Origin of the sequence: Flavobacterium cryoconiti (assembly GCF_048158645.1) — a bacterium.
Classification (GTDB): Bacteria; Bacteroidota; Bacteroidia; order Flavobacteriales; family Flavobacteriaceae; genus Flavobacterium; species Flavobacterium cryoconiti.
In genome coordinates, this window is sequence record NZ_JBLNKW010000005.1 from 26673 (window position 1) to 49342 (window position 22670).

A 22670-nucleotide genomic window follows, 5' to 3' on the forward strand; every position below is an offset into this window, starting at 1 on the left:
TGTAGCGCAAATTTAAGAATTAAAGATGAGAATTAAAAAAAATTTAATAGACACAGCCTTTTGAAAAATTATTATTGCAAAAAAAAGAGATTACACTGCATTAAATTGAGAAAACAATAGTTTTTTATATAAAATAATAAAAAATCAATAATATAGCTTCTTTTTTCTAACAAAGTCGAAATTGAATGTTACAACAATGCGATGCTAAATGACTATTTTAAACACATTATCTTTCTAAATTAACGAAATACTGATTATATCAATTTATCAATAATCATTTCTTCAGTAATCCCTTCGGCATCAGCTTTGTAATTTTTGATTATTCTGTGACGCAAAATTCCTGTAGCCACCGCTTTTACATCTTCAATATCCGGTGAAAATTTCCCATTAAAAGCAGCATTAGCTTTGGCAGCCAAAATTAAATTTTGCGAAGCTCTAGGTCCTGCTCCCCAATCCAAATAATTTTTCACAAATTCATTCGACAACGGATTGTCCGGACGTGTTTTACTGACCAGTGTTACTGCATATTCAATCACATTATCAGCGACAGGAATTCTACGAATTAATTGTTGAAAATCAATAATTTCTTGTGCCGTAAACAATGGATTTATAGTATTATTCAAATCGGAAGTCGTGCGTTTTACCACTTGCACTTCTTCCGCAAAAGAAGGATATTCCAGTTTTATGGCAAACATGAATCGGTCTAATTGTGCTTCAGGCAAAGGATAGGTTCCCTCCTGCTCAATAGGATTTTGAGTTGCCAAAACAAAATACGGCAAATCTAATTTATAATTCTCACCTGCAATAGTAACAGAACGCTCCTGCATTGCTTCCAATAAAGCAGCTTGTGTTTTTGGCGGTGTTCTATTGATTTCGTCTGCCAGAATAATATTCGAAAAAATTGGCCCTTTTATAAATTTAAATTTTCTGTTTTCATCTAATATTTCGCTTCCTAAAATATCTGATGGCATCAAATCAGGAGTAAACTGGATTCTTTTAAAATCAAGACCTAAGGCTTGCGCCAAAGTATTTACCATCAAAGTTTTTGCTAATCCGGGAACTCCCACTAAAAGTGCATGCCCGCCAGAAAAAATACAAAGTAAAATTTGATCTACCACCGCATCCTGACCTACAATGATTTTAGCTATTTCGTTTTTTAGCTCATTTCGTTTTTGAACTAAGTTATGTATTGCTGCTACGTCAGACATTTTAGAATGTATTTTAAATTAAAAAGAGTTAGCGATATGAATTCATAAAGCTAACTCTTTTTATTTATTTTATAAAAATTATTTTTTCAACCAGTTGTTTGTAAAGGTACAATCTCTGTACTCTCCAATGATTTTAATATACGTTTCTTTGATTTTGTCATCAAACCATTTCCCGATAGCTTTGATTTGTTTTTCTTTTAATGCTAAATCTTTTATCTTAACATAATCCTTAGCATAATCAGCCGTATGCTCATTTATTCTATTGGTTACAGTAATTAATTTGTATTTTTTCTTTCCTTGTACATCTTCCATGAATGGCGCTGTAATTTCTCCTTCTTTCAAATTTGAAACTTGACCATATAAGCTAGGATCCATCTTTGTTAATTCAAAACGAGTGTCTTGTGTTTTTGGATTGATTAAAGCTCCACCATTTACTCTGGTTTCCTTCTCATCAGATTGAGTTCTTGCCGCTTCTGCAAAAGTAATTTCCTTATCCATTATTTTTTTTCTAATCAAAGTGATTTTTTCTTTAGCATCTTTCAATGACTCCTCAGAAACACTTGGCGTCAATAATATGTGACGCAATTCAACCTCTTGTCCTTTTATTTTTTCTACATAAATAATATGAAATCCAAAATCTGTTTCAAATGGAGCTGATATCTCTCCCTCAGCAAGACTAAAGGCAACATCTTTAAACTCTTTTACAAATGGGGTTTTACGATTCATTTTATAAAAACCTCCATTAGAGCTTGAACCTGGATCTTGAGAATATAAAACTGCTTTTGTGGCAAAACTAGCTCCTTCCATGCATTCTTTTTTGAAAGCATTTAATTTATCAATCACTTTTTGCTTTTCTGCATCAGTAACCTTGGGAGTAATTACAATTTGCGCTACTTCCATTTCGGCTCCAAAAACAGGAAGATCTGCAGCAGGTATTGTTTTGAAAAAATTACGAACTTCCTCTGGTGTAATTTCTACAGCATCGACAATCTTTTTTTGCATTTCTGAAGTTAACTTCTGTTCTTTCAAAACATCAAAGAAATAGGTTTTAAACTCTTCTTCATTATTTTTCTTGTAATACTTCACCACCTTTTCCAAAGATCCCAATTGCTCTACCATATAGTTCAATCGATCATCCATCATTCCTTTTACTTCCGTATCCGTAACCTTAATACTATCTTGAATTGCCTGGTGCGCATACAATTTGTCTTCCAGCAATTTTCCTAGCATCTGACATCTTGTAACATCTTTTATAGAACCTCCTTGACTTGAGATTTCTAAATAACCTTTATCAATATCTGAATCTAATATAATATAATCTCCAACTGTAGCAATGACACCGTCAATTTTTTGTTTTTGATTGGATTGGACTTTTTTTGTGGAAACAACTGCACTATCTTTTATAATCTCTTGCGCTCTTACTATTGAACATGAAAAAAGTAAAAGAAAAAAGGCAAGCGCAATTTTATTATTTATAGACTTCATTTGTATTTTTTTTAATGGCATTTTTTAAATTTATTTATCGTAACGTATCGTTGTTTTCTTGTCTTTAAATCTTCTTTATAAAAGCCTCATTAATTTTGGCCAAATATACACTTTAAGAATCAAGAAACGAATTGATTTTATAATACAATTACTTACTATTCTTTTAACTTATAACCAACAAAAATAACAATTCAATTACATAATACAAGTTTACGTACTAGTATTAACAAAAATTTATTAACGCATTTCTTTATTGACTTATTAACTTCTTAATTCTTTTAGAAACTTACTTTTTAGATTAATTAATCGACATGAAAAATAACCTTTGCTAATCTATATAAAACAACTATCACTCAAACTTATTATTATTTTAAATTTTTCGTTTACTATCCCTTTACAGTATTTATTTTCATCTTGGTTTTAGGTTTCAAAAAAACACCCATAAAAAGCACCTAGACAACAACTCAAAAAGTAATTAAAATCATCATTTTCAAGAGTATAATGGAAAGTTCTTAACACTACAACGTTTTCGTGATTAAATAAAATTTCACCTACACAGGAACTATCAGAATTTATATAAATTAGCCTTAAATATAAATTTTATTCAATAATTAATATGAAAAAATAAACTTATACTATTTATTTCAGTGATTAATATTAAAATTCATAAAATAAAATTTTAAATTTCAATCAACCTCAAATCTATTACCTAACCTAAACCATTCATTTTTATGAAAAAATCAAATTTTAAAATTTATCTACTATCAGCATTATTAATTGGTTTCTACTCGTGTAGTTCAAATGAAGATGCAGCTACTGTTTCCGTTACGGCTGCTTCACAATTCAAAGTAATTGACGTAACGCATCATGATGGACATCCATTTAGCACCGGAAAAACAACTACTTCACTAACAGGAAAATATGTAGCTAATCCTGGAGGTGGTGTTATGATGCAAGCTTTTTATTGGGATGTGCCTTCAGGTGGAAACTGGTGGAATACGATTAATACCAAAGTGACGGAGTGGTCTAATGCCGGTATCAGTTCTATATGGCTACCGCCAGCATCAAAAGCTCAAAATGGTGCTTTTTCTATGGGGTATGACCCTACTGATTATTTTGATTTTGGAGATTACAATCAAAATGGTTCTATAGAAACCAGATTTGGTTCTCGTACTGAATTGGAAAGTTTAATAACAAAAGCACATACTGAAAACATGCAAGTATATGCTGATATCGTAATTAATCACAATAGCGGTGGACAATTAGAAAACAATCCTTTCACTGGAACCCAAACTTATACCAATTTTACCGGCGTAGCCTCAGGAAAATTTCCTAGAACCAGTGCTGATTTTTATAAAAATTCATTCGGAAATAACGACGAGGGTGCGTTCGGAGGGTTTCCTGATTTATGCCATGCCGCCCCAAATGTTCAAAATTGGTTGTGGTTGAGAACGGATGGTGTAGGTAAATATTACAAAAACACCATGCATTTCGATGGATGGAGATTTGATTATGTAAAAGGTTTTGGTTCATGGGTTATTAACAGTTGGAATGCAAATGTCGGCGGATTTTCTGTTGGAGAATTATGGGATTCCAATGTAAACACATTGAATGATTGGGCGAACAACGCCAATAGTTCTGTATTTGATTTTGCTTGTTATTACAAAATGAATGATGCTTTTGATGGCAACAACCTTGCTTTATTGAATGATGATATGATGTGGAAAAGAAACCCTTACAAAGCGGTTACTTTCGTTATTAATCATGATACAGATGAAATTTGGAATAAACAATTGGCATATGCTTATATTTTAACTCATGAAGGATATCCAACTATTTTCTACAGAGATTATGAAGAATGGCTAGACAAATCCAAATTGAATAATTTAATTTGGATTCATAACAATAAAGCAACCGGTACTACTTCCATTTTATATGCAGATAATGATGAATACATTGCTCGAAGAAACGGATATAATGGAAATCCGGGATTAGTGGTTTACATCAATAACTCATCAACTTGGCAAGAAAGATGGATTCAGACTAATTGGGTCAATGCACAAATTAAAGATTTCACAGGTAATTCAACTTGGTTTCCTACAACCCAAGCGGATAAATGGGTGAAAATTCAATGTCCACCAAATGGTTATTCCGTTTGGTCCATTAATATGTAAAATATTATATTTTAGAGGATGTCCAAAAAGACATCCTCTTTTTTTTACTAATTATTAAATAGTAAATAATAGTAAAATTGATTCAAAAGTTACCAGAATACATATTCAAAATTTACATACTCTATTTAGGTTATACTATTTTTTTAATTGGCATTTATAAATAGTACTTTTGCAAACTATTTATATTAAACATGAGCTTTTTAAAAGAAATACAACGCAGAAGAACTTTCGGGATTATTTCACATCCTGATGCCGGAAAAACAACACTTACTGAGAAACTCCTCCTTTTTGGTGGTGCTATTCAAGAAGCAGGTGCCGTGAAAAACAACAAAATCAAGAAAGGTGCTACCAGTGACTTTATGGAAATTGAACGTCAAAGAGGAATTTCGGTTTCTACTTCAGTTTTGGCATTTAATTATAAAGACAAAAAAATAAACATTCTCGATACTCCGGGACACAAGGATTTTGCAGAAGATACCTTTAGAACATTAACTGCAGTTGACAGTGTTATTGTTGTAATTGATGTGGCCAAAGGTGTTGAGGAACAAACAGAGAAATTAGTCGCTGTTTGTAGAATGCGAAAAATCCCCATCATTGTTTTTATAAACAAATTAGACCGAGAAGGAAAAGACGCTTTTGATTTAATGGATGAAGTGGAGCAAAAATTGGGTTTAACCGTTACACCATTAAGTTTTCCAATAGGAATGGGATATGATTTTCAAGGGATTTATAATCTATGGGAACAAAACATCAACTTATTTAGTGGTGACAGCCGTAAAAACATCGAAGAAACTATCGCTTTTTCAGATGTTCAAAATCCAGAATTAGAAAAAATTATTGGACAGAAACCTGCTGACAGATTACGTGAAGAATTAGAATTAATAGACGAAGTATATCCAAAATTTGATCGTCAGGATTATTTAGACGGAAAATTACAACCTGTATTTTTCGGTTCTGCTTTAAATAATTTCGGAGTTAGAGAGTTATTGGATTGTTTTGTTCAAATTGCTCCGTCACCAAGACCAAAAGATTCAGAAACTCGACTAGTTGATCCTAAAGAAGAAAAAATGACTGGTTTCGTTTTTAAAATCCATGCCAATATGGATCCAAAACACAGAGACCGTTTAGCCTTTATAAAAATTGTTTCCGGAACCTTCGAAAGAAACAAACCGTATTATCACGTTCGTCAAAAAAAGAATTTAAAATTCTCCAGTCCAAATGCTTTCTTTGCCGAGAAGAAAGAAATTGTGGATATCTCCTATCCTGGCGACATTGTAGGATTGCATGATACCGGAAATTTTAAAATTGGAGATACTTTGACCGAAGGTGAAATCATGAGTTTCAAGGGAATTCCAAGTTTCTCACCAGAGCATTTCAGATATATCAATAATGCCGATCCAATGAAAGCGAAACAATTGGACAAAGGAATCGATCAATTAATGGACGAAGGGGTTGCACAGTTATTTACTTTGGAAATGAATAACCGAAAAATCATTGGAACTGTAGGTGCACTTCAATATGAAGTAATCCAATATCGTTTAGAACATGAATATGGTGCCAAATGTACCTATGAAAATTTCCCAGTTCATAAAGCATGTTGGGTGAAGCCAAATGATATAAAAAGCGATGAGTTTAAAGAATTTAGAAGAATTAAACAAAAATTCTTGGCACACGATAAATACGGGCAACTGGTCTTTTTAGCTGATTCTGATTTTACTATTCAGATGACACAAAATAAATATCCGAATGTCAAATTATTTTTCACTTCAGAATTTGAATAATTTATTTCTGTGTATAAAAACAAAAAACGCTAACTTTAATAAGTTAGCGTTTTTTTATGTGTGTACTTTTTTCTACAAAAACAGGTGCTATTCAGATACTCTAAAATTGTATTTTTATCTTCATTTTAGGAAACAACTCGATATGTATCCGCCTTTGTATTGTGAAATAACATCAGGAATCTCTATTTTTTCAACTACAGAGTTTATTAGTCTTGCCGAATGATTTTCTGGAATTGAAACATTTAAATCTAAATAAAAAAATATTTATTGATGAATAGAATGGGATTTAAATACAGCTTGCATTCTCCGTTTTTATAATGCCAAAAAATACAAAATCCAACCATTTTATAAAAAAACTGCCCGAAAATCACTTTTCGGGCAGCCACCATTAACAAACAAACTTAACAAATTATATTAATAACCTGGATTTTGATCTGCAATCGTCAGAGCTTTATTTTTAGCAATTTCTGATGCAGGAATTGGATATAAATCATTTTTAGCAGTGTATCCTTTACTTGATAACTCTGTATTAGCTCTTCCCCATCTAACTAAATCCCAAAAACGCTGTCCTTCAAAAGCTAACTCCAAGAATTTTTCATTTACAATAGCGTTAAACAAATTTGCACCTGTTAAGGTCGAAGACACATCAGCTAATCCAGCTCTGTTTCTAATTTTGTTTAATTCTATTCTTGCATTGGCATCTTGTCCTTCCTTATTATAAGCTTCGGCTGCAAGCAACAATACTTCAGCAAATCTAAATAATCTCAAGTTTGTACCATAATTTGCTTCTACAACACCTCCAGCGCTTGTTTCTGAAGCACGTGGAGCATATTTTGTTCTAATACCTCCTTCATAGTCCCAAGGGGTTCCTGCTTTACTTCCACCAAATGAAACAAGTTCTGCTTCACTCATTACTGTAGCTGCTTTACGATTTACATCTCCTGCAGCATCAAACGCACTTAATATTTTTGCTGTTGGCAAGTTAAAGCCCCATCCATTTCTCAATCCAGTACCCGTCAAATTAAAGTAACCATCACCACGAGGACCCATTAATTGTATAAATATGTTACTTTCTTCACGACCAGCAAGATTTGCAGTAGTAAAAGTGTAACCTTTTGTAGTAATAAAGCCTACTTCGAATAAAGACTCTTTTCCAAATTCTGAATCTTTTAACCAAACTTTTTTAACGTCTGACTCTAAACCATGAGCGGGATTATCTATTACAGCTTTTAAATAAGGAATTGCAGCAAGAGTTTTTCCTTGAAAAACCAAAACTTTCCCTAATAATGCTTGAGCAGCCCCTTTTGAAACTCTAAAATTATTTTTAACCACGCTTTTATCCGGCAAACCAGCAATAGCAACAGCTAAATCAGCTTCTATTTGAGCATAAATTTCTGCTCTTGAACTTTTTGGTTTAGCAAAAGCTTCAGCGCTAATTGTTGTGGGATTTTCTAAACGCAAAGGCACATCTCCCCACATAGTTGTTAGCTCAAAATAACACCAAGCTCTCATAAACTTTGCTTCTGCAATTGCAAAAGTCTTAGTGCTTAAACTTCCTGCTTCAACCTTCTCTATAATAGTGTTTGCAAGTGCAATTGTTTTATATTCCTTATTCCAAACACCTTCCAAAGAGGGATTAGAAATAGATATATTTGAATAATCATCAATTTCTTGTAATTGTTTTTGATCTGTTGCAGTACCACCACCGGCATTAGCCTCATCACCCGGCAGTACTTTAATAAAAAAAGCTGAATTCCAGGCCTGATCATTATTAAATTGTACAAGGTCATACAATCCAATTAAAGCTTCTTCCGTATTACTTTCACTATTAAAGAAAGTTGTGCTCTCCAGTACACCAACAGGTTTTACCTCGTTAAAATCTGAACTACATGATACAGTTATTAAAAATATAACCGCAACACTATATATTATTTTTTTCATATTTAATGTTTTATTTTATTAAAATTCAAGTGACAAACCAAGTAATATTTTAGCAGCTACTGGATAATATCCTCTATCTACTCCTATACTATTATCAGAAAAACTTCCTGCTTCAGGATCCAAACCATTATATTTAGTAAAGGTGAAATAGTCATCTAAAGAAATATAAGTTCTTAGTTTTTTCAATTTCATTTTATTAGAAACATCCTTAGAGAAATTATAACCTAATTGAATTTGCTTAATTCTCACATAAGAACCATCTTTTACAACTAAATCAGTATCGTATGCAGATGTTGCATATTGCGCAGCTGGATAAGATGCAATATCTCCTGCTTGTTGCCATCTACCCGTAAAAAATTCAATTGGGTGATTGGTAAGCGGTCTTGAAGTCTGGTGGAAAGCTTCAAAAATATCATTCCCTTGCGTACCTTGAAATCTAATGTTTAAATCAATGCCTTTATATCCAAATTGAATATTTCCTCCAAAAAGAATATCAGGGTGAGGAGAACCGATTTTTGTTTTATCGTTTGATGTAATTCCAGGAACACCATCGGTATCTACAATTTTTATTTTTCCTGTTGCAGGATCTATACCGTCAGTTTTATATCCATAGAAATACCATAATGGTAATCCTTTTTGGAAACGAGTTACACCATCATTGTTTTGCGGTGCCAGTGCACCTATTATAAAACCATTGTCACCTACATAATTAATATCGGTAACTTCATTATGCAAGGTTGACAAATTAAGGTCTATACCATAACTAAAGCCACCCGCTGTTTTATCACTGTAACCTGTTTCAAATTCAAACCCTTTATTTTCTACTGTTCCAGCATTAATAGAAGGAACTCCTACACCTAAAGATGGAGGTGCAATGATATTTCCATTTACAAGAAGTAAATTTCTAGTTGTTTTAACATAATAGTCAACTGAAAAATTTAGTCTATTATTTAATGCTCGTAAATCAAAACCTAAATCTAATTGTTCAGAACGTTCCCATTCTAAATTGGTATTTGGTAAATTCCCTGGAGTAATACCAGTTTGACCTTCGTAAACAACTGGAACTGTTAAAGCGGTTTCTGTTGCTACAGTTTGGAATATTAAGCTGTTTATGTAAGTGCTTAAATTGTTATCACTACCATTTTGTCCCCAACTAGCTCGTAGTTTTAGATAATCAATTTTCGAGCCTTCTTTCCAAAAATTTTCTTTAGATACTAACCAACCAGCAGAAGCTGCAGGGAAATACCCCGATTTTTTTGAAGTCGGAAAATAACTAGAAGTATCGTTACGCAACGAGCCTTCTAATAAATATTTACCCATATAATCATAAGAAATTCTTCCAAAAACTGAGCTTCCCCTTTTTTCAACAATACTACCACCAATTACATCATTGTTACGGTTTGCAAAGTCAAAGTATGCAAATTGGTCCGTTTGATCATGAATTTGCGCCCCGCGTAAAGAATAAAATGGACTCTTAGTTTTCTCAGATGAATACCCCAATAATCCTGTTATATTATGATTACCAAATTCTTTAGTGTAGCTCGCAAAATTTTCCCATAACCATTTTGAACTTCTTGAAATCTGATTGTTTAATGTTACAGTAGAATTTTGAGCTTCTGACGATACAACCCAAATAGGACTCCATCTATTATCAAACGTATTTGTTCTTTCATATCCGAATCTAGAGGTAAATGATAAACCTTCCGCTAAATTCAATTTAGCAAACACCGATGTTAAAATTTTATCCGTATCAATACCTCCTCTAAATGTGTAATTTGCTAATCCCACAGGGTTGACAGCCTCACCCGTTGCATAAGTTGGGTATCCGTAAACATTCCCATTACCATCTGTCATAGCTGTTCCTGCAGCTACTCCAGCTAAAGCTCTTGCAGGTAAAGTTCCTGTATAAATTACGGGCGTTAATGGATCCATAACTAAAGCTTGAGTTACAACTCCAGCTGTTGAATTATCTTCAGTAATAGGCGAAGACCCTATATTTGAATAGGTCATATTAGTACCTATTTCTAGCCAATCATTGACTTGAGATTTAAGATTAAGTCTTCCTGTAAATCTTTTATAATTTGAATCTTTACCAACAACTCCATCTTGATCCATATAGGAGCTTGAAAAATAGAAAGACGTTTTCTCGTTCGCTCCAGAGATACTTAAATCATGTCTTTGTGTAGCGGCATTTCGAAAAGTTTCATCGATCCAATTTGTATTAATACCGTTATCAACTACATTAGTTCTTCCTGCCTCTTGGAAATAGGTTACAAATTGAGACGCATTCATCAACTTCATATTAGACCTAACGGATTGAGTACCTATTTGCGTACTGTAGCTAACTATTGTTTCTCCAGGCTTACCTTGTTTAGTTGTAATAATGATAACTCCATTTGCTCCTTGTGTACCATAAATTGCAGAAGATGCTGCATCTTTTAAAACTTCCATGCTAGCAATGTCATTTGGAGAAATATTATCTATAGAACTTACTTTCATTCCATCAACAATATATAATGGATCTGAATTTCCATTAGAACCAGCACCTCTAATTCTAACTTTAGAACCAGAACCTGGAGCCCCAGAAGAAGATACAACGGTAACACCTGATGTTTTACCCTGTAACACGGACTCAACACGTGCTGATGAAGAATTTTGAATATCAGCAGAACTAATACTAGAAATTGCCCCTGTTACTAAACTTTTCTTCTTAGCCCCATAACCTACAACCACAACTTCGTCTAAAGCATTTGAATTCTCTTCCAACAATACATTAATTGGAGAATTCCCTTTGTAATTAATCTCTTGGGATTTATAACCTACAAAAGTGAAGACTAAAACATCTCCATTCTTAGCATTGATTTTAAAAGCCCCATTAAAATCTGTTTGTGTTCCTGCAGCAGTACCTTTAACCGATACATTAACACCTGGAATTGGACCTGTTTTATCGGATACAGTACCCGATACTGATTGAGCATAAATAATACTTCCAAATAATAAGAATACTGGAAGTATTAGTTTTTTTAGCAGTTTGTTTTTCATAAAAAATTTTTTTTGGTTAGTTTTAGTACTATGAGATTTAATTTAAAAAAGGATCAATGTGAATAATAAAATTGCAATAAGAGCATCTAAATAGTAGTATTTCAACAAATTAATTCCATTAAGAAAATTTAAATTCCATAGTTTGACAAATGTTAAGAAAATCCAAAAATTTAAATATCAATTTTAAAGCAATGACTATAATTTTTAAAGCTATTACCTATTTAACAAGCCTTTAAGCGATATTTTTATAGTAGATGCAACAATTTTTATAGTCTTAAATTCCATTTGACTATGAAATATCTCTTTGTAAATGACCTACAATGAAATTTCGATCCTAAAATTGATTTATTTACATATCCAGTGACCCTCAGAAGGCCTTTATTTAATTGTTTGTATGAATAGCATTGTTATTAAAGTTAGAGATGGCTCAAAAGTCATCAACAAAACCATCTTTTTAGCCTTAGGCCACAACAGAAAAGGATAAAAAGAAGATTTGGGGATGCGGCTAGGCAAATACGAAAGCAGCAATTTTTGGATGAATGTCTTAACCGATTTACAAACTTGTGTTGTTCAAGACAGAATTATTTTTCCGAAATCCAAAACACAAATCTGCATGGTTCATCAAATTAGAAATGCTTGGAAGAACCGTAAGCAATTTACTGCCGATATGAAACTACCACAATGCTACAACTAAACAAGCTACAGAGCAGGCTTTAAAAGATTTTACCGACAAATGGCAAAATAAATATTTTTATGTTCTCAAATTCTGGCACGATATCAGGGAGAAGCTCACGGTGTTTTTTGACTTTCCTATTGTAATCCAAAAAAACATTTATGCTACAATTTAATTGAAAATCTTACTGGTAAAATCCGAAAATACACCAAAAACAAATTGTCATTACCCACAGACGAGGCAATTCTAAAATCAGTATTTTTTTGCTTTAAGAGAAGTAACCAAAAAATAATCCATGCTGATTCAAAATTGGAGAATTGTTTTAAACCAATTTATCCCCATATTAAAAAAGGCTCCGATTATAAAATCGAAGCCTAACTTTTTAACTTACAAACTTTTGGGGAGCGTGTCGTTTTTATTACCTATTCATTTCAACTTACACCCTTTTTGGAATATTGCACTTAGTGGGTTTAAAAATGAGGATTCTACACTGATTTTCTAATCGACAGAACCAATCATCAAAGCTCATTTTTTTTGATTTTAACATCTGTAGGTAATATTCCAAAATAACTCTTAAAGCATTTTGTAAAATAAGAAGGGGAAGAAAATCCAGTTTTATAACATACTTCGCTTATACTTACATTGTCCATTTCCAAAATTTGTTTTGCTTTTTGAAGTCGAACATTTCTTAAAAACTCATTAGCGGTCTGGTTGGTGAGCACTTTAATTTTTCTATAAAACTGGCTTCTACTCAATTTTAATTGAGTTGCAAGTGATTCTACATTTAGATCCGGATTACTTATATTCTCTTTAATATAGTTTAACACTTTCTCAATAAATTCTTTATCTAAGGATAATGTTTTAATTCCCTCGGGCACTTCACTAATTAAACTAAAATATTTATTAAAAATTAACTGCCTGCTGGTTATTAACTGGGACAAGCGCAACCTTAATAGCCTCATATCAAAAGGTTTAACCATATAAGCATCTGCACCCACTTCAATACCTTCTATTCTATCTTCGATTTCAGTTTTGGCAGTAAGCATTAATACAGGAATATGACTTGTTCTTAAATCTCTCTTTATATTTTTACAAAAATCGAACCCATCCATTTCTGGCATCATGACATCTGTTAATATAATATCCGGAAGGAACTCATTAGCTAAATCAATTCCATTTTTTCCATTATTAGCAACTAAAACCTTGTACTCATTTTCAAGTTCTTTTTTTAAATAATCTCTAAGTTCGTAATTATCTTCTACTATTAACAATGTATATTTATGTAGATTTTCATCTATATCAATTCCCTTTTCCTTTTCTATTTCAAAACTTGTAAGTGCCTGTTCCTTTTTAACTTGAACCGCTATACTATTTAAAAGTATTTCATTATCATCAAAATGAGACTTGCCTATTGGCAATATGATTGTAAAAGTTGTTCCTTCTCCTACTTTACTGTCAACTTCAATTTCGCCTTTATGTAACCTAACAAAATCTCGAACCAATTCTAAACCAATTCCTGTACCTCCGTAATAACTTTTATTTAAATTTTCAACTTGATAAAAACGCTCAAATATTTTTTCCAATTCTCCTTTTTCAATACCCGGACCCGTATCAGAAATAATAATCTCTACCGCTTTTACCCCCTCAGTTTTATTTACTAAAGGTAAATGGAATAACTTATCCGTTGATTGAAGATTGATATTGATCGTCCCACCATTTGGTGTAACCTTAATAGCATTTGATAGAATATTGAAAATAATCTTTTCCAACATATCTGCATCACTCCAAATTGTTAGATCTGCTACATCTGAATCTAGATCAAATTCTATTCCTTTGATAGATAATTCTTCTCTAAAATGGATCACAACTTCTTTAATAAAATCCACTAAATTTAATTTCACAGCTTTAACCTTTAATTTATTTGATTCAAGTTTCTTAAAATCTAATAGCTCGTTAATCAATCTATAAAGTCTATTGGTGTTTTTATGAATAATATTAAGCTTTTCTTTTGTTCGTGTTGCAAGATTTAAAGTATCATCTCTAATAATATCGTCAATAGAGTTCATAATTAACGTAAGAGGTGTTCTTAATTCATGGGATATATTAGTGAAAAACTGAAACTTTTTTTCATTTAAAGCCTTTTCTTGCACTCTTTTATTTTGTTCTAGAATGATTCCTTTATTTTTATTCAACCTACTAACCATCATCTTATTAAAATAATAGCCCCCCAAAAGCAAGAAAACAACATAAGAGAACAAAGCTATATTTGACTTCCACCAAGGTGGTAAAACAGTTATTTTTAGTTCTAATATTTCTTTATTCCATTTACCATCACTATTGGCAGATTTTAATTTGAATATATAATTACCCTGTTCCAAATTTGTATAAGTGGCACTTCTTAATCTACCAACATAATTCCATGATTTTTCTAAACCTTCAAGATAATAAGCATATTGATTTTTTTCGGGTCTTGTATAGTTAATGCCTGTATATTCAATAGTAAATACAGATTGGGTATTATTTAAAGTAATACTCTTCGTTTCACCAATAGCACTTTGAAGAGGCGACCCTTTCTGATTAGCCGTAACCGTTTTATTAAATAACTTAAAGTCTGTTAAATATAACGATGGTAAAACATTATTAACTAAAATATTTGAAGGGTTGAAATAATCTAATCCAAAATAATTACCAAAATAAATGATTCCTTGTTCATCTCTAAAAGTAGCATTTCGGTTAAAATCATTAGAAAGAAGTCCATCATTTTTTGTATAACTAGTAAACCTATTGGTTTTAACGTCTAATCTTATAATTCCTGAATTTGAGCTAAGCCAAATATTTCCTTTTAAATCTCCAATAATACCCACTATATTATCGGCTTCTAAACCATTTAGTCTGTTATACCATTTAAAACTATCAGTTTTACCGTTGTATTTACACAAACCACCACCTCTTGTTCCAATCCATATTGAACCGTCTTCTCCTTCATATAGTGACCAAACGGCGTCAGTTTTTGCGTAATTTTTAAGTTCTTTAGACATCCTATTAGCCATTGATACAATAGAAAACGTATTCCCTGCTAACTTTTTAATCATAAACAAACCTAAACTTGTTGTCGCTACCCAAAGATTACCTTTTTTGTCAACTAATATTTTAGACACGTAACTATCTGAAATACCGTGTTTTAAAAATAACCCTGACCTGTAATTTGTAAATTTTCCTGTTTCCGGATTGAACGAATGCAGACCTTTGTCCCAACTAGCAAACCAAATAGTTCCTTCTAAATCTTCCGTAATACTGATGATATTATTGGAGGTTAAACCTCCACCTGAATTATTTACTGTGAAATTAATGAATTTTTTATCGCCATTCTTTAAAAAATATACCCCTCCATTCCAAGTACCAGCCCATATATTTTGTTTACTGTCAATAAATAATGCTTCTACGTAATTATTGGTCAGCCCCGAAAACACCTTGTTTTCTGTAGGGCCAATATGAGTATACTGACTCGATTTAGGATCAAAAACATCAATGCCTCCTCCATCCATAGCTAACCAAAATTTATTAAAATGATCTTTTACAATAGCAGTAACAGAATTTATTTGTAATGAATTAGGAATGCCAGGTATACTTTCTAGATTTTCAAACTTATCATATAACTTGTCGTAAACACCAATTCCTGCATTGTAATATCCCATCCATATACGTTCATTACGATCCAAAAATAAAGACCAAATAGAATTAGATAGAATATTTTTTCTTTCGTATTTACTTGATAAATAATGATTTAAAATTTCACCATTGGAATCAATATGAAATAACCCTTCATTCTCCGTACCACACATTAAGGTTTTGTCCGGTAAAGTAATAATTGATAAAAGACGATTTTGTGAAATTTGAAAATGATTTATCTCTAATAGATGATCTTTACTATTATCATTGCTCTTAATTTTAAATAAGCCTGTAGACACAGTTCCAATCCATATATTATTTTTTTCTATTAATAAACATTGAATAGGGTCATTAATGGACTTAAGCCCTTCTTTATTTTTAAAAACAGAACGTTTAAGTGTATTTGTTTTAGCGTCAAACTCTTTAAGACCTCTATCAGTTCCAGCATATACCTTTCCCTTAACATCTACCTGAAGCGCATTTATCGTAATAGTTGAAGTTAAGTTAGATTCTTGACATAATATTTTTTCAACCTTAAAATTATTTAAATCCATCTTGAATAATCCTAGTTCTACAGTACCAATAAATAAGTTCCCCTTCTTATCTCCTATCAAACTTTTAACCAAAATGTTTCTTTTATTTTTTTTGAATTCAGATAAAAGAATTCTTTTAAAACAATCATTCTTGTAATCGTATAAGTTGAGTCCTTCGTCTGTACCAAACCATAATCTGTTCATATTGTCAAGATAAGAACAATTGATAATATTATTACTTAATGAGGTAGGATCGTTTGGTTTGAATTTATATGTTTTGTAATCACTTCCGTCAAATTTATTTAATCCAGCTCCACTGGTACCTAGCCAAATAAAACCGTAGTGGTCTTGAATTATTGTATGTACGCCAAGTTGGGAAATGTTTTCTTTTATATTAACAAATCTATATTTTTCAATTGGTTTTTGGGACCAACTAGCTATGGATAACAACACTAAATAACAAAACAAAATAAAATTTTTCATATTACAACACCCCCTTTTTAAACTAGATATGGATAAAATTAACACTTAAATTTTATAAATCATTTAAATTATACTGACAAATTAAAATTATCACATTTAATGATAATTTACCTATTAACTGTAACAATAATTCAGGCTAGACAAATTAAATTGTGTGTCGTTATTTCTGGATGGATCACATAAAAAAAAACGCTAATTAAAAATTAGCGTTTTTTTTATATTTTATAAAATCAATTTAAATTTAGGCAATTGTACTTTCTAAACTTACTGCTTTCTTTAAAAAGGCTTTGATTAACAATCTATTCGGAGCCAATCCAGAAGTCATAATTTGTTTTTTTGTATTTATTCCTTCTTTTGAAATAGAGCTATTAGGATCTTGTTTTGAACCCATAAACCAAAGTACAAAATTCATAGTATTAGAAGAAGTATTTGTTGAAACATTCACTTGTTTTACTGCATTCAAAACTTCAGTAGCATTATTAGTGGCTACAGTATTTTCAGTAGATTGACCAAAAACAGAAACATTAGACAATAAAATAATTACTAGCAACATAAAAAATTTGTTGTTTATTTTATTATTAATATGTTTTGAAAAATGATTCATTTGTATATTTTTTTTTAAATTAATAAGATGTTTCTCTTATTCTGATACGAAACTATACCATTAAATTTCTAATAAAAAATATTTTCGATGAATCGCCTTAATACTCGTCAAAGCGACAAAATTCCAATAAAAACTCTGTTTATTTTACTGTATTAACATGAGGTAATCAACCATTTTTATTTTTAACTTTTTAAATAAAAACAAAGAAAAAGATTGAATTACAATAAAAAAAAATGAAAAAAAAAGGCTCCATTTCTGGAGCCTTTTACCTATAACTTAGAATTATGCTTGTCCTGCAGGACCAAAATTAAGTGGTATTGAAGGTTGTTCACTATCTTTTATTTCGCCGTGAGCGACTTCAAATCGGTGAATATTTTCTCCAATCGCTTTCAACAATCTTTTGGCATGTTGCGGTGTCAAGACAATTCTTGATTTTACCTTAGCTTTAGGAATACCAGGCATGATACTTACAAAATCTAAAACAAACTCAGATGAAGAATGATTGATTATTGCCAAATTGGAATAAATTCCTTCGGCAGTTTTTTCATCCAACTCTATGTTGATTTGTTCTTGTTGTTGATTTGAATTGCTCATATCCTTTTTATTAGTAAATGTACTCCTCTTTATTAGCCATCATATCATTGTAATCTTCTTTTGAACCTACAATCGTATTGTCATATTCTCTCATACCAGTTCCGGCAGGGATTCTATGTCCTACAATTACATTTTCTTTCAATCCTTCTAAGTAATCGATTTTACCTGCAACGGCAGCTTCATTCAATACTTTAGTAGTTTCTTGGAAAGATGCCGCAGAAATAAATGATTTCGTTTGAAGTGATGCTCTAGTAATACCTTGTAAAACTGGTGTTGCTGTTGCAGTAACAACATCACGAGCTACAACAAGATTTTTATCTGTACGTTTCAAAAGAGAGTTTTCATCACGCAACTCACGAGGCGTAATAATTTGTCCTTCTTTTAAAGCACTGGAATCTCCAGCATCTTCAACTACTTTCATACCATATAATTTATCATTTTGAACGATAAAATCTTTAGTATGAATCAATTGATCTTCTAAGAATAAAGTATCTCCTGGATCTTGTACTCTTACTTTACGCATCATTTGACGTATTACTACTTCAAAGTGTTTATCGTTGATTTTTACCCCTTGTAAACGGTATACTTCTTGAATTTCATTTACCAAATACTGTTGAACAGCTGCTGGCCCTTGGATTCTTAAAATATCGTCTGGAGTGATTGCACCATCTGATAAAGGCACCCCTGCTCTTACGAAGTCATTTTCTTGAACTAGAATTTGGCTTGATAATTTAACCAAGTATTTTCTAACGTCACCAAATTTAGATTCGATAACAATCTCACGATTACCTCTTTTGATTTTTCCAAAAGAAACAACACCATCGATTTCAGAAACAACAGCTGGGTTTGAAGGATTACGAGCCTCTAACAACTCTGTAATTCTTGGTAAACCTCCTGTAATATCTCCTGATTTAGAAGAACGACGTGGAATTTTCACCAATACTTTACCTGCTTTAATTTTCTCTCCGTTTTCAACCATCAAGTGGGCTCCAACTGGTAAGTTATAAGAACGAATTAATTCATTGTCTTTACCGTAAACCAATAAAGTTGGAATTAATTTTTTAGCTCTAGATTCAGAAATTACTTTTTCTTGGAAACCAGTTTGCTCATCAATTTCAACCATGAATGATTGACCTTGCTCTAAATCTTCGTAAGCAATTTTACCGGTAAACTCAGAAACGATAACTCCATTATATGGATCCCATTTACAAATCACATCTCCTTTAACAACAGATTGACCGTCTTTAACGAAGATACTAGAACCGTAAGGAATGTTATTAGTACTTAATAAAATACCTGTTCTCTCATCGATTAATTTTAATTCAGTTGAACGAGAAACTACAATATCAACTGCATTACCTTCACTATCTTCTCCTTTAACCGTTTTTAAATCTTCGATTTCCAGTTTACCATTAAATTTGGTAACAATACTAGACTCTTCAGATATACCACCCGCAACCCCACCAACGTGGAATGTACGTAATGTCAACTGCGTACCAGGTTCTCCAATAGATTGTGCTGCAATCACACCAACCGCTTCACCTCTTTGTGTCATTTTACCTGTAGCTAAATTTCTACCGTAACATTTTGCACAAATACCTTTCAACGCTTCACAAGTTAATGGTGAACGAACTTCCACTTTCTCGATAGGAGAAGCGTCAATTGCTTTCATTATAACTTCTGTAATTTGCTCACCGGATTTAACTAAAATCTCACTAGTTAAAGGATTGATCAAATCTTGCAATGCAACACGTCCTAAAATTCTTTCTCCTAGGGATTCAACTATTTCCTCATTCTTTTTCAATGCAGATACTTCAACACCTCTTAATGTACCACAATCTTCGATATTAACAATAACATCTTGAGATACATCGTGCAATCTTCTTGTTAAATATCCTGCATCGGCCGTTTTCAAAGCCGTATCCGCAAGACCTTTACGCGCACCGTGGGTAGAGATAAAGTACTCAAGGATAGAAAGACCTTCTTTAAAGTTAGAAAGAATCGGGTTTTCAATAATTTCACCACCACCAGCAGTAGATTTTTTAGGCTTAGCCATCAAACCACGCATACCGGTTAACTGACGAATTTGTTCTTTGGAACCCCTCGCTCCAGAATCAAGCATCATATACACAGAGTTGAAACCTTGTTGGTCTTCTCTAATGTTTTTCATTGCTAACTCTGTAAGTTGAGCATTCGCTGAAGTCCATACATCAATAACTTGGTTGTAACGTTCGTTATTAGTGATAAGACCCATGTTATAATTAGCAGAAATACCTTGAACTTGTTCTCTGGCATCTGCAATTAATTTAGGTTTTTGATCTGGAATTCTAATATCCCCAAGAGAGAATGACAATCCACCTTTGAAGGCAAATTTGTAACCCATGTCTTTCATGTTATCCAAGAAAGCCGCAGTTGTAGGTACATCAGTAGAACTTAAAACGTGCCCAATAATGTCTCTAAGGTTTTTCTTAGTCAATACATCATTGATATATCCAGCTGCTTCCGGTACTACTTCATTAAATAATACACGACCCGCAGTTGTTTGGATAATTTGATACACTAATTCTCCAGCATCATTAAAATCTTTAGCTCTAATTTTCACACGAGCATTCAATTCTAATCTTCCTTCATTCAAAGCAATATTTACTTCTTCCGCAGAATAAAAAGTGATTCCTTCTCCTAAAATTTTAAGCTCAGGAGTAGATAAACGTTCTTTGGTCATATAGTATAGACCCAAAACCATATCCTGAGAAGGTACCGTAATTGGCGCTCCATTTGCAGGATTCAGAATATTGTGAGAACCCAACATTAATAATTGAGCTTCCAAAATAGCTTCTGGTCCTAAAGGCAAGTGAACTGCCATTTGATCCCCATCAAAATCCGCATTAAATGCAGTACAAACTAAAGGGTGCAATTGGATTGCTTTTCCTTCAATTAATTTTGGTTGGAATGCTTGAATACCTAATCTGTGCAAAGTAGGAGCACGATTCAGTAATATTGGGTGACCTTTGATTACATTTTCAAGGATATCCCAAACTACAGGCTCTTTCTTATCTATTATTTTTTTAGCTGATTTAACCGTTTTAACAATTCCTCTTTCTATCAATTTACGGATAACGAAAGGTTTGTATAATTCTGCTGCCATATCTTTTGGGATACCGCATTCAGATAATTTCAATTCTGGTCCAACAACAATTACCGAACGAGCAGAATAATCCACACGTTTTCCAAGTAAATTTTGACGGAAACGTCCTTGTTTACCTTTAAGGGAATCAGATAATGATTTTAATGGTCTGTTTGATTCCGTTTTTACTGCAGAAGCTTTACGAGTATTATCGAAAAGTGAATCTACAGATTCCTGCAACATACGTTTTTCGTTTCTTAAGATAACTTCTGGAGCTTTAATCTCCATTAATCTTTTCAAACGGTTATTACGGATGATTACACGACGGTATAAGTCATTTAAATCTGAAGTTGCAAAACGACCTCCATCAAGTGGCACAAGTGGACGTAATTCTGGTGGTATAACTGGTACCACTTTCATAATCATCCATTCCGGACGATTCTCACGGTTCAAGTTAGACTCACGGAAAGATTCAACTACTTGTAATCTTTTTAACGCTTCCGTTTTACGTTGTTTAGACGTTTCATTGTTAGCATTGTGTCTTAATTGATAAGACAATGCATCAAGATCAATTCTTGCTAATAAATCCATAATACACTCTGCTCCCATTTTGGCAACAAATTTATTAGGATCAAAATCATCAAGATACTGATTGTCAGCAGGAAGTGTATCTAAAATATTTAAATATTCCTCTTCTGTCAAAAAGTCTAATCTTTGTAAAGATTCACCATCTGCATTTTTAGCAATACCTGCTTGGATAACTACGTATCTTTCGTAGTAGATAATCATATCTAATTTCTTAGACGGAAGACCAAGTATATAACCAATTTTGTTTGGAAGAGAACGGAAATACCAGATATGAGCAATTGGCACAACAAGATTGATGTGACCTACTCTGTCTCTACGTACTTTTTTCTCCGTAACTTCTACCCCACAACGATCACAGATGATTCCTTTGTAACGTATTCTTTTATACTTACCACAAGCACATTCAAAATCTTTAACTGGTCCGAAAATACGTTCACAGAAAAGACCATCACGTTCAGGTTTGTGCGTTCTGTAGTTAATAGTTTCCGGCTTCAATACTTCACCTCTTGATTCTTTCAAGATAGATTCAGGAGAAGCAAGTCCTATTGAGATTTTATTAAACCTTTTTACAGGGTTTTTATCTTTATTGTTATTATTTCTATTATTCATCATAGTTTTTACTATTGATTTATTTGCAATTAAAAAATTGATTTTATGGAGACGTAGCGGTACTACTTCTCTACATATTACCTCGGATTACTTCTCTAAACTTCAAACAATTTTTGAAGTGCTAGTTATAAAATTTTTTGAAATTTTATAAAAAATCGGAAC

The 22670-nt window shown here is 32.3% G+C and carries 10 protein-coding genes and 1 pseudogene; 3 read left to right on the forward strand and 8 right to left on the reverse strand.

What is annotated here, in order from left to right; translation table 11 throughout:
* Positions 1-254 precede the first annotated feature (254 nt).
* Positions 255-1208 (reverse strand): AAA family ATPase, encoded by a 954-nt coding sequence (locus ACM55H_RS08500; protein WP_416836108.1) that lies wholly within the window; start codon positions 1206-1208, stop codon positions 255-257.
* A gap of 78 nt (positions 1209-1286) precedes the next feature.
* On the reverse strand, positions 1287-2714 hold the full coding sequence (locus ACM55H_RS08505; RefSeq protein ID WP_416836109.1) for a peptidylprolyl isomerase: 1428 nt from the start codon (positions 2712-2714) through the stop codon (positions 1287-1289).
* Positions 2715-3424: 710 nt separating this feature from the next.
* On the opposite strand from ACM55H_RS08505, the gene ACM55H_RS08510 reads away from it, so the two are divergent.
* Entirely contained in the window at positions 3425-4867 is a 1443-nt protein-coding gene (locus ACM55H_RS08510; RefSeq protein ID WP_416836110.1) for an alpha-amylase, read from the forward strand.
* Positions 4868-5058: 191 nt separating this feature from the next.
* Positions 5059-6648: a peptide chain release factor 3 gene (locus tag ACM55H_RS08515; protein WP_039109071.1), complete on the forward strand. Its 1590-nt coding sequence runs from the start codon at positions 5059-5061 to the stop codon at positions 6646-6648.
* 414 nt (positions 6649-7062) lie between these two features.
* Here the strand turns inward: ACM55H_RS08515 and ACM55H_RS08520 are convergent, their stop codons facing one another.
* Both ACM55H_RS08520 and ACM55H_RS08525 read right to left on the reverse strand, forming a co-directional pair.
* Positions 7063-8589 carry a RagB/SusD family nutrient uptake outer membrane protein gene (locus ACM55H_RS08520; RefSeq protein ID WP_416836111.1) on the reverse strand — a complete coding sequence of 509 codons (1527 nt, stop codon included), beginning with the start codon at positions 8587-8589 and terminating at the stop codon, positions 7063-7065.
* A gap of 18 nt (positions 8590-8607) precedes the next feature.
* On the reverse strand, positions 8608-11631 hold the full coding sequence (locus ACM55H_RS08525) for a SusC/RagA family TonB-linked outer membrane protein (RefSeq protein WP_416836112.1): 3024 nt from the start codon (positions 11629-11631) through the stop codon (positions 8608-8610).
* Between the two features lie 364 nt (positions 11632-11995).
* On the opposite strand from ACM55H_RS08525, the pseudogene ACM55H_RS08530 reads away from it, so the two are divergent.
* Positions 11996-12593, forward strand: a pseudogene (locus tag ACM55H_RS08530) (transposase); the annotation flags it as partial.
* Between the two features lie 229 nt (positions 12594-12822).
* Here the strand turns inward: ACM55H_RS08530 and ACM55H_RS08535 are convergent.
* The 4 genes from ACM55H_RS08535 to rpoC form a co-directional block, all read right to left on the reverse strand.
* Entirely contained in the window at positions 12823-16989 is a 4167-nt protein-coding gene (locus ACM55H_RS08535; RefSeq protein WP_416836113.1) for a hybrid sensor histidine kinase/response regulator transcription factor, read from the reverse strand.
* A 241-nt stretch (positions 16990-17230) separates the two neighbouring features.
* Positions 17231-17542, reverse strand: a complete 312-nt coding sequence (locus tag ACM55H_RS08540; RefSeq protein ID WP_416836114.1) for a hypothetical protein — start codon at positions 17540-17542, stop codon at positions 17231-17233.
* 333 nt (positions 17543-17875) lie between these two features.
* Positions 17876-18187, reverse strand: coding sequence for a DUF3467 domain-containing protein (locus ACM55H_RS08545; RefSeq protein ID WP_035670440.1), 312 nt, complete (start codon positions 18185-18187; stop codon positions 17876-17878).
* A gap of 10 nt (positions 18188-18197) precedes the next feature.
* The gene (rpoC, locus tag ACM55H_RS08550; RefSeq protein ID WP_416836115.1) at positions 18198-22511 is read right to left on the reverse strand and encodes a DNA-directed RNA polymerase subunit beta'; all 4314 of its coding nucleotides are present in this window, start codon (positions 22509-22511) and stop codon (positions 18198-18200) included.
* Between the last annotated feature and the right edge of the window lie 159 nt (positions 22512-22670).

Coding starts and splice junctions, on each gene's coding strand:
- ACM55H_RS08545 (WP_035670440.1), bottom strand. CDS start 18,187: ATGAGCAATTCAAATCAACAACAAGAACAAATCAACATAGAGTTGGAT.
- ACM55H_RS08505 (WP_416836109.1), bottom strand. CDS start 2,714: ATGCCATTAAAAAAAATACAAATGAAGTCTATAAATAATAAAATTGCG.
- ACM55H_RS08535 (WP_416836113.1), bottom strand. CDS start 16,989: ATGAAAAATTTTATTTTGTTTTGTTATTTAGTGTTGTTATCCATAGCT.
- ACM55H_RS08540 (WP_416836114.1), bottom strand. CDS start 17,542: ATGTTGCTAGTAATTATTTTATTGTCTAATGTTTCTGTTTTTGGTCAA.
- ACM55H_RS08510 (WP_416836110.1), top strand. CDS start 3,425: ATGAAAAAATCAAATTTTAAAATTTATCTACTATCAGCATTATTAATT.
- ACM55H_RS08525 (WP_416836112.1), bottom strand. CDS start 11,631: ATGAAAAACAAACTGCTAAAAAAACTAATACTTCCAGTATTCTTATTA.
- ACM55H_RS08500 (WP_416836108.1), bottom strand. CDS start 1,208: ATGTCTGACGTAGCAGCAATACATAACTTAGTTCAAAAACGAAATGAG.
- ACM55H_RS08520 (WP_416836111.1), bottom strand. CDS start 8,589: ATGAAAAAAATAATATATAGTGTTGCGGTTATATTTTTAATAACTGTA.
- rpoC (WP_416836115.1), bottom strand. CDS start 22,511: ATGATGAATAATAGAAATAATAACAATAAAGATAAAAACCCTGTAAAA.
- ACM55H_RS08515 (WP_039109071.1), top strand. CDS start 5,059: ATGAGCTTTTTAAAAGAAATACAACGCAGAAGAACTTTCGGGATTATT.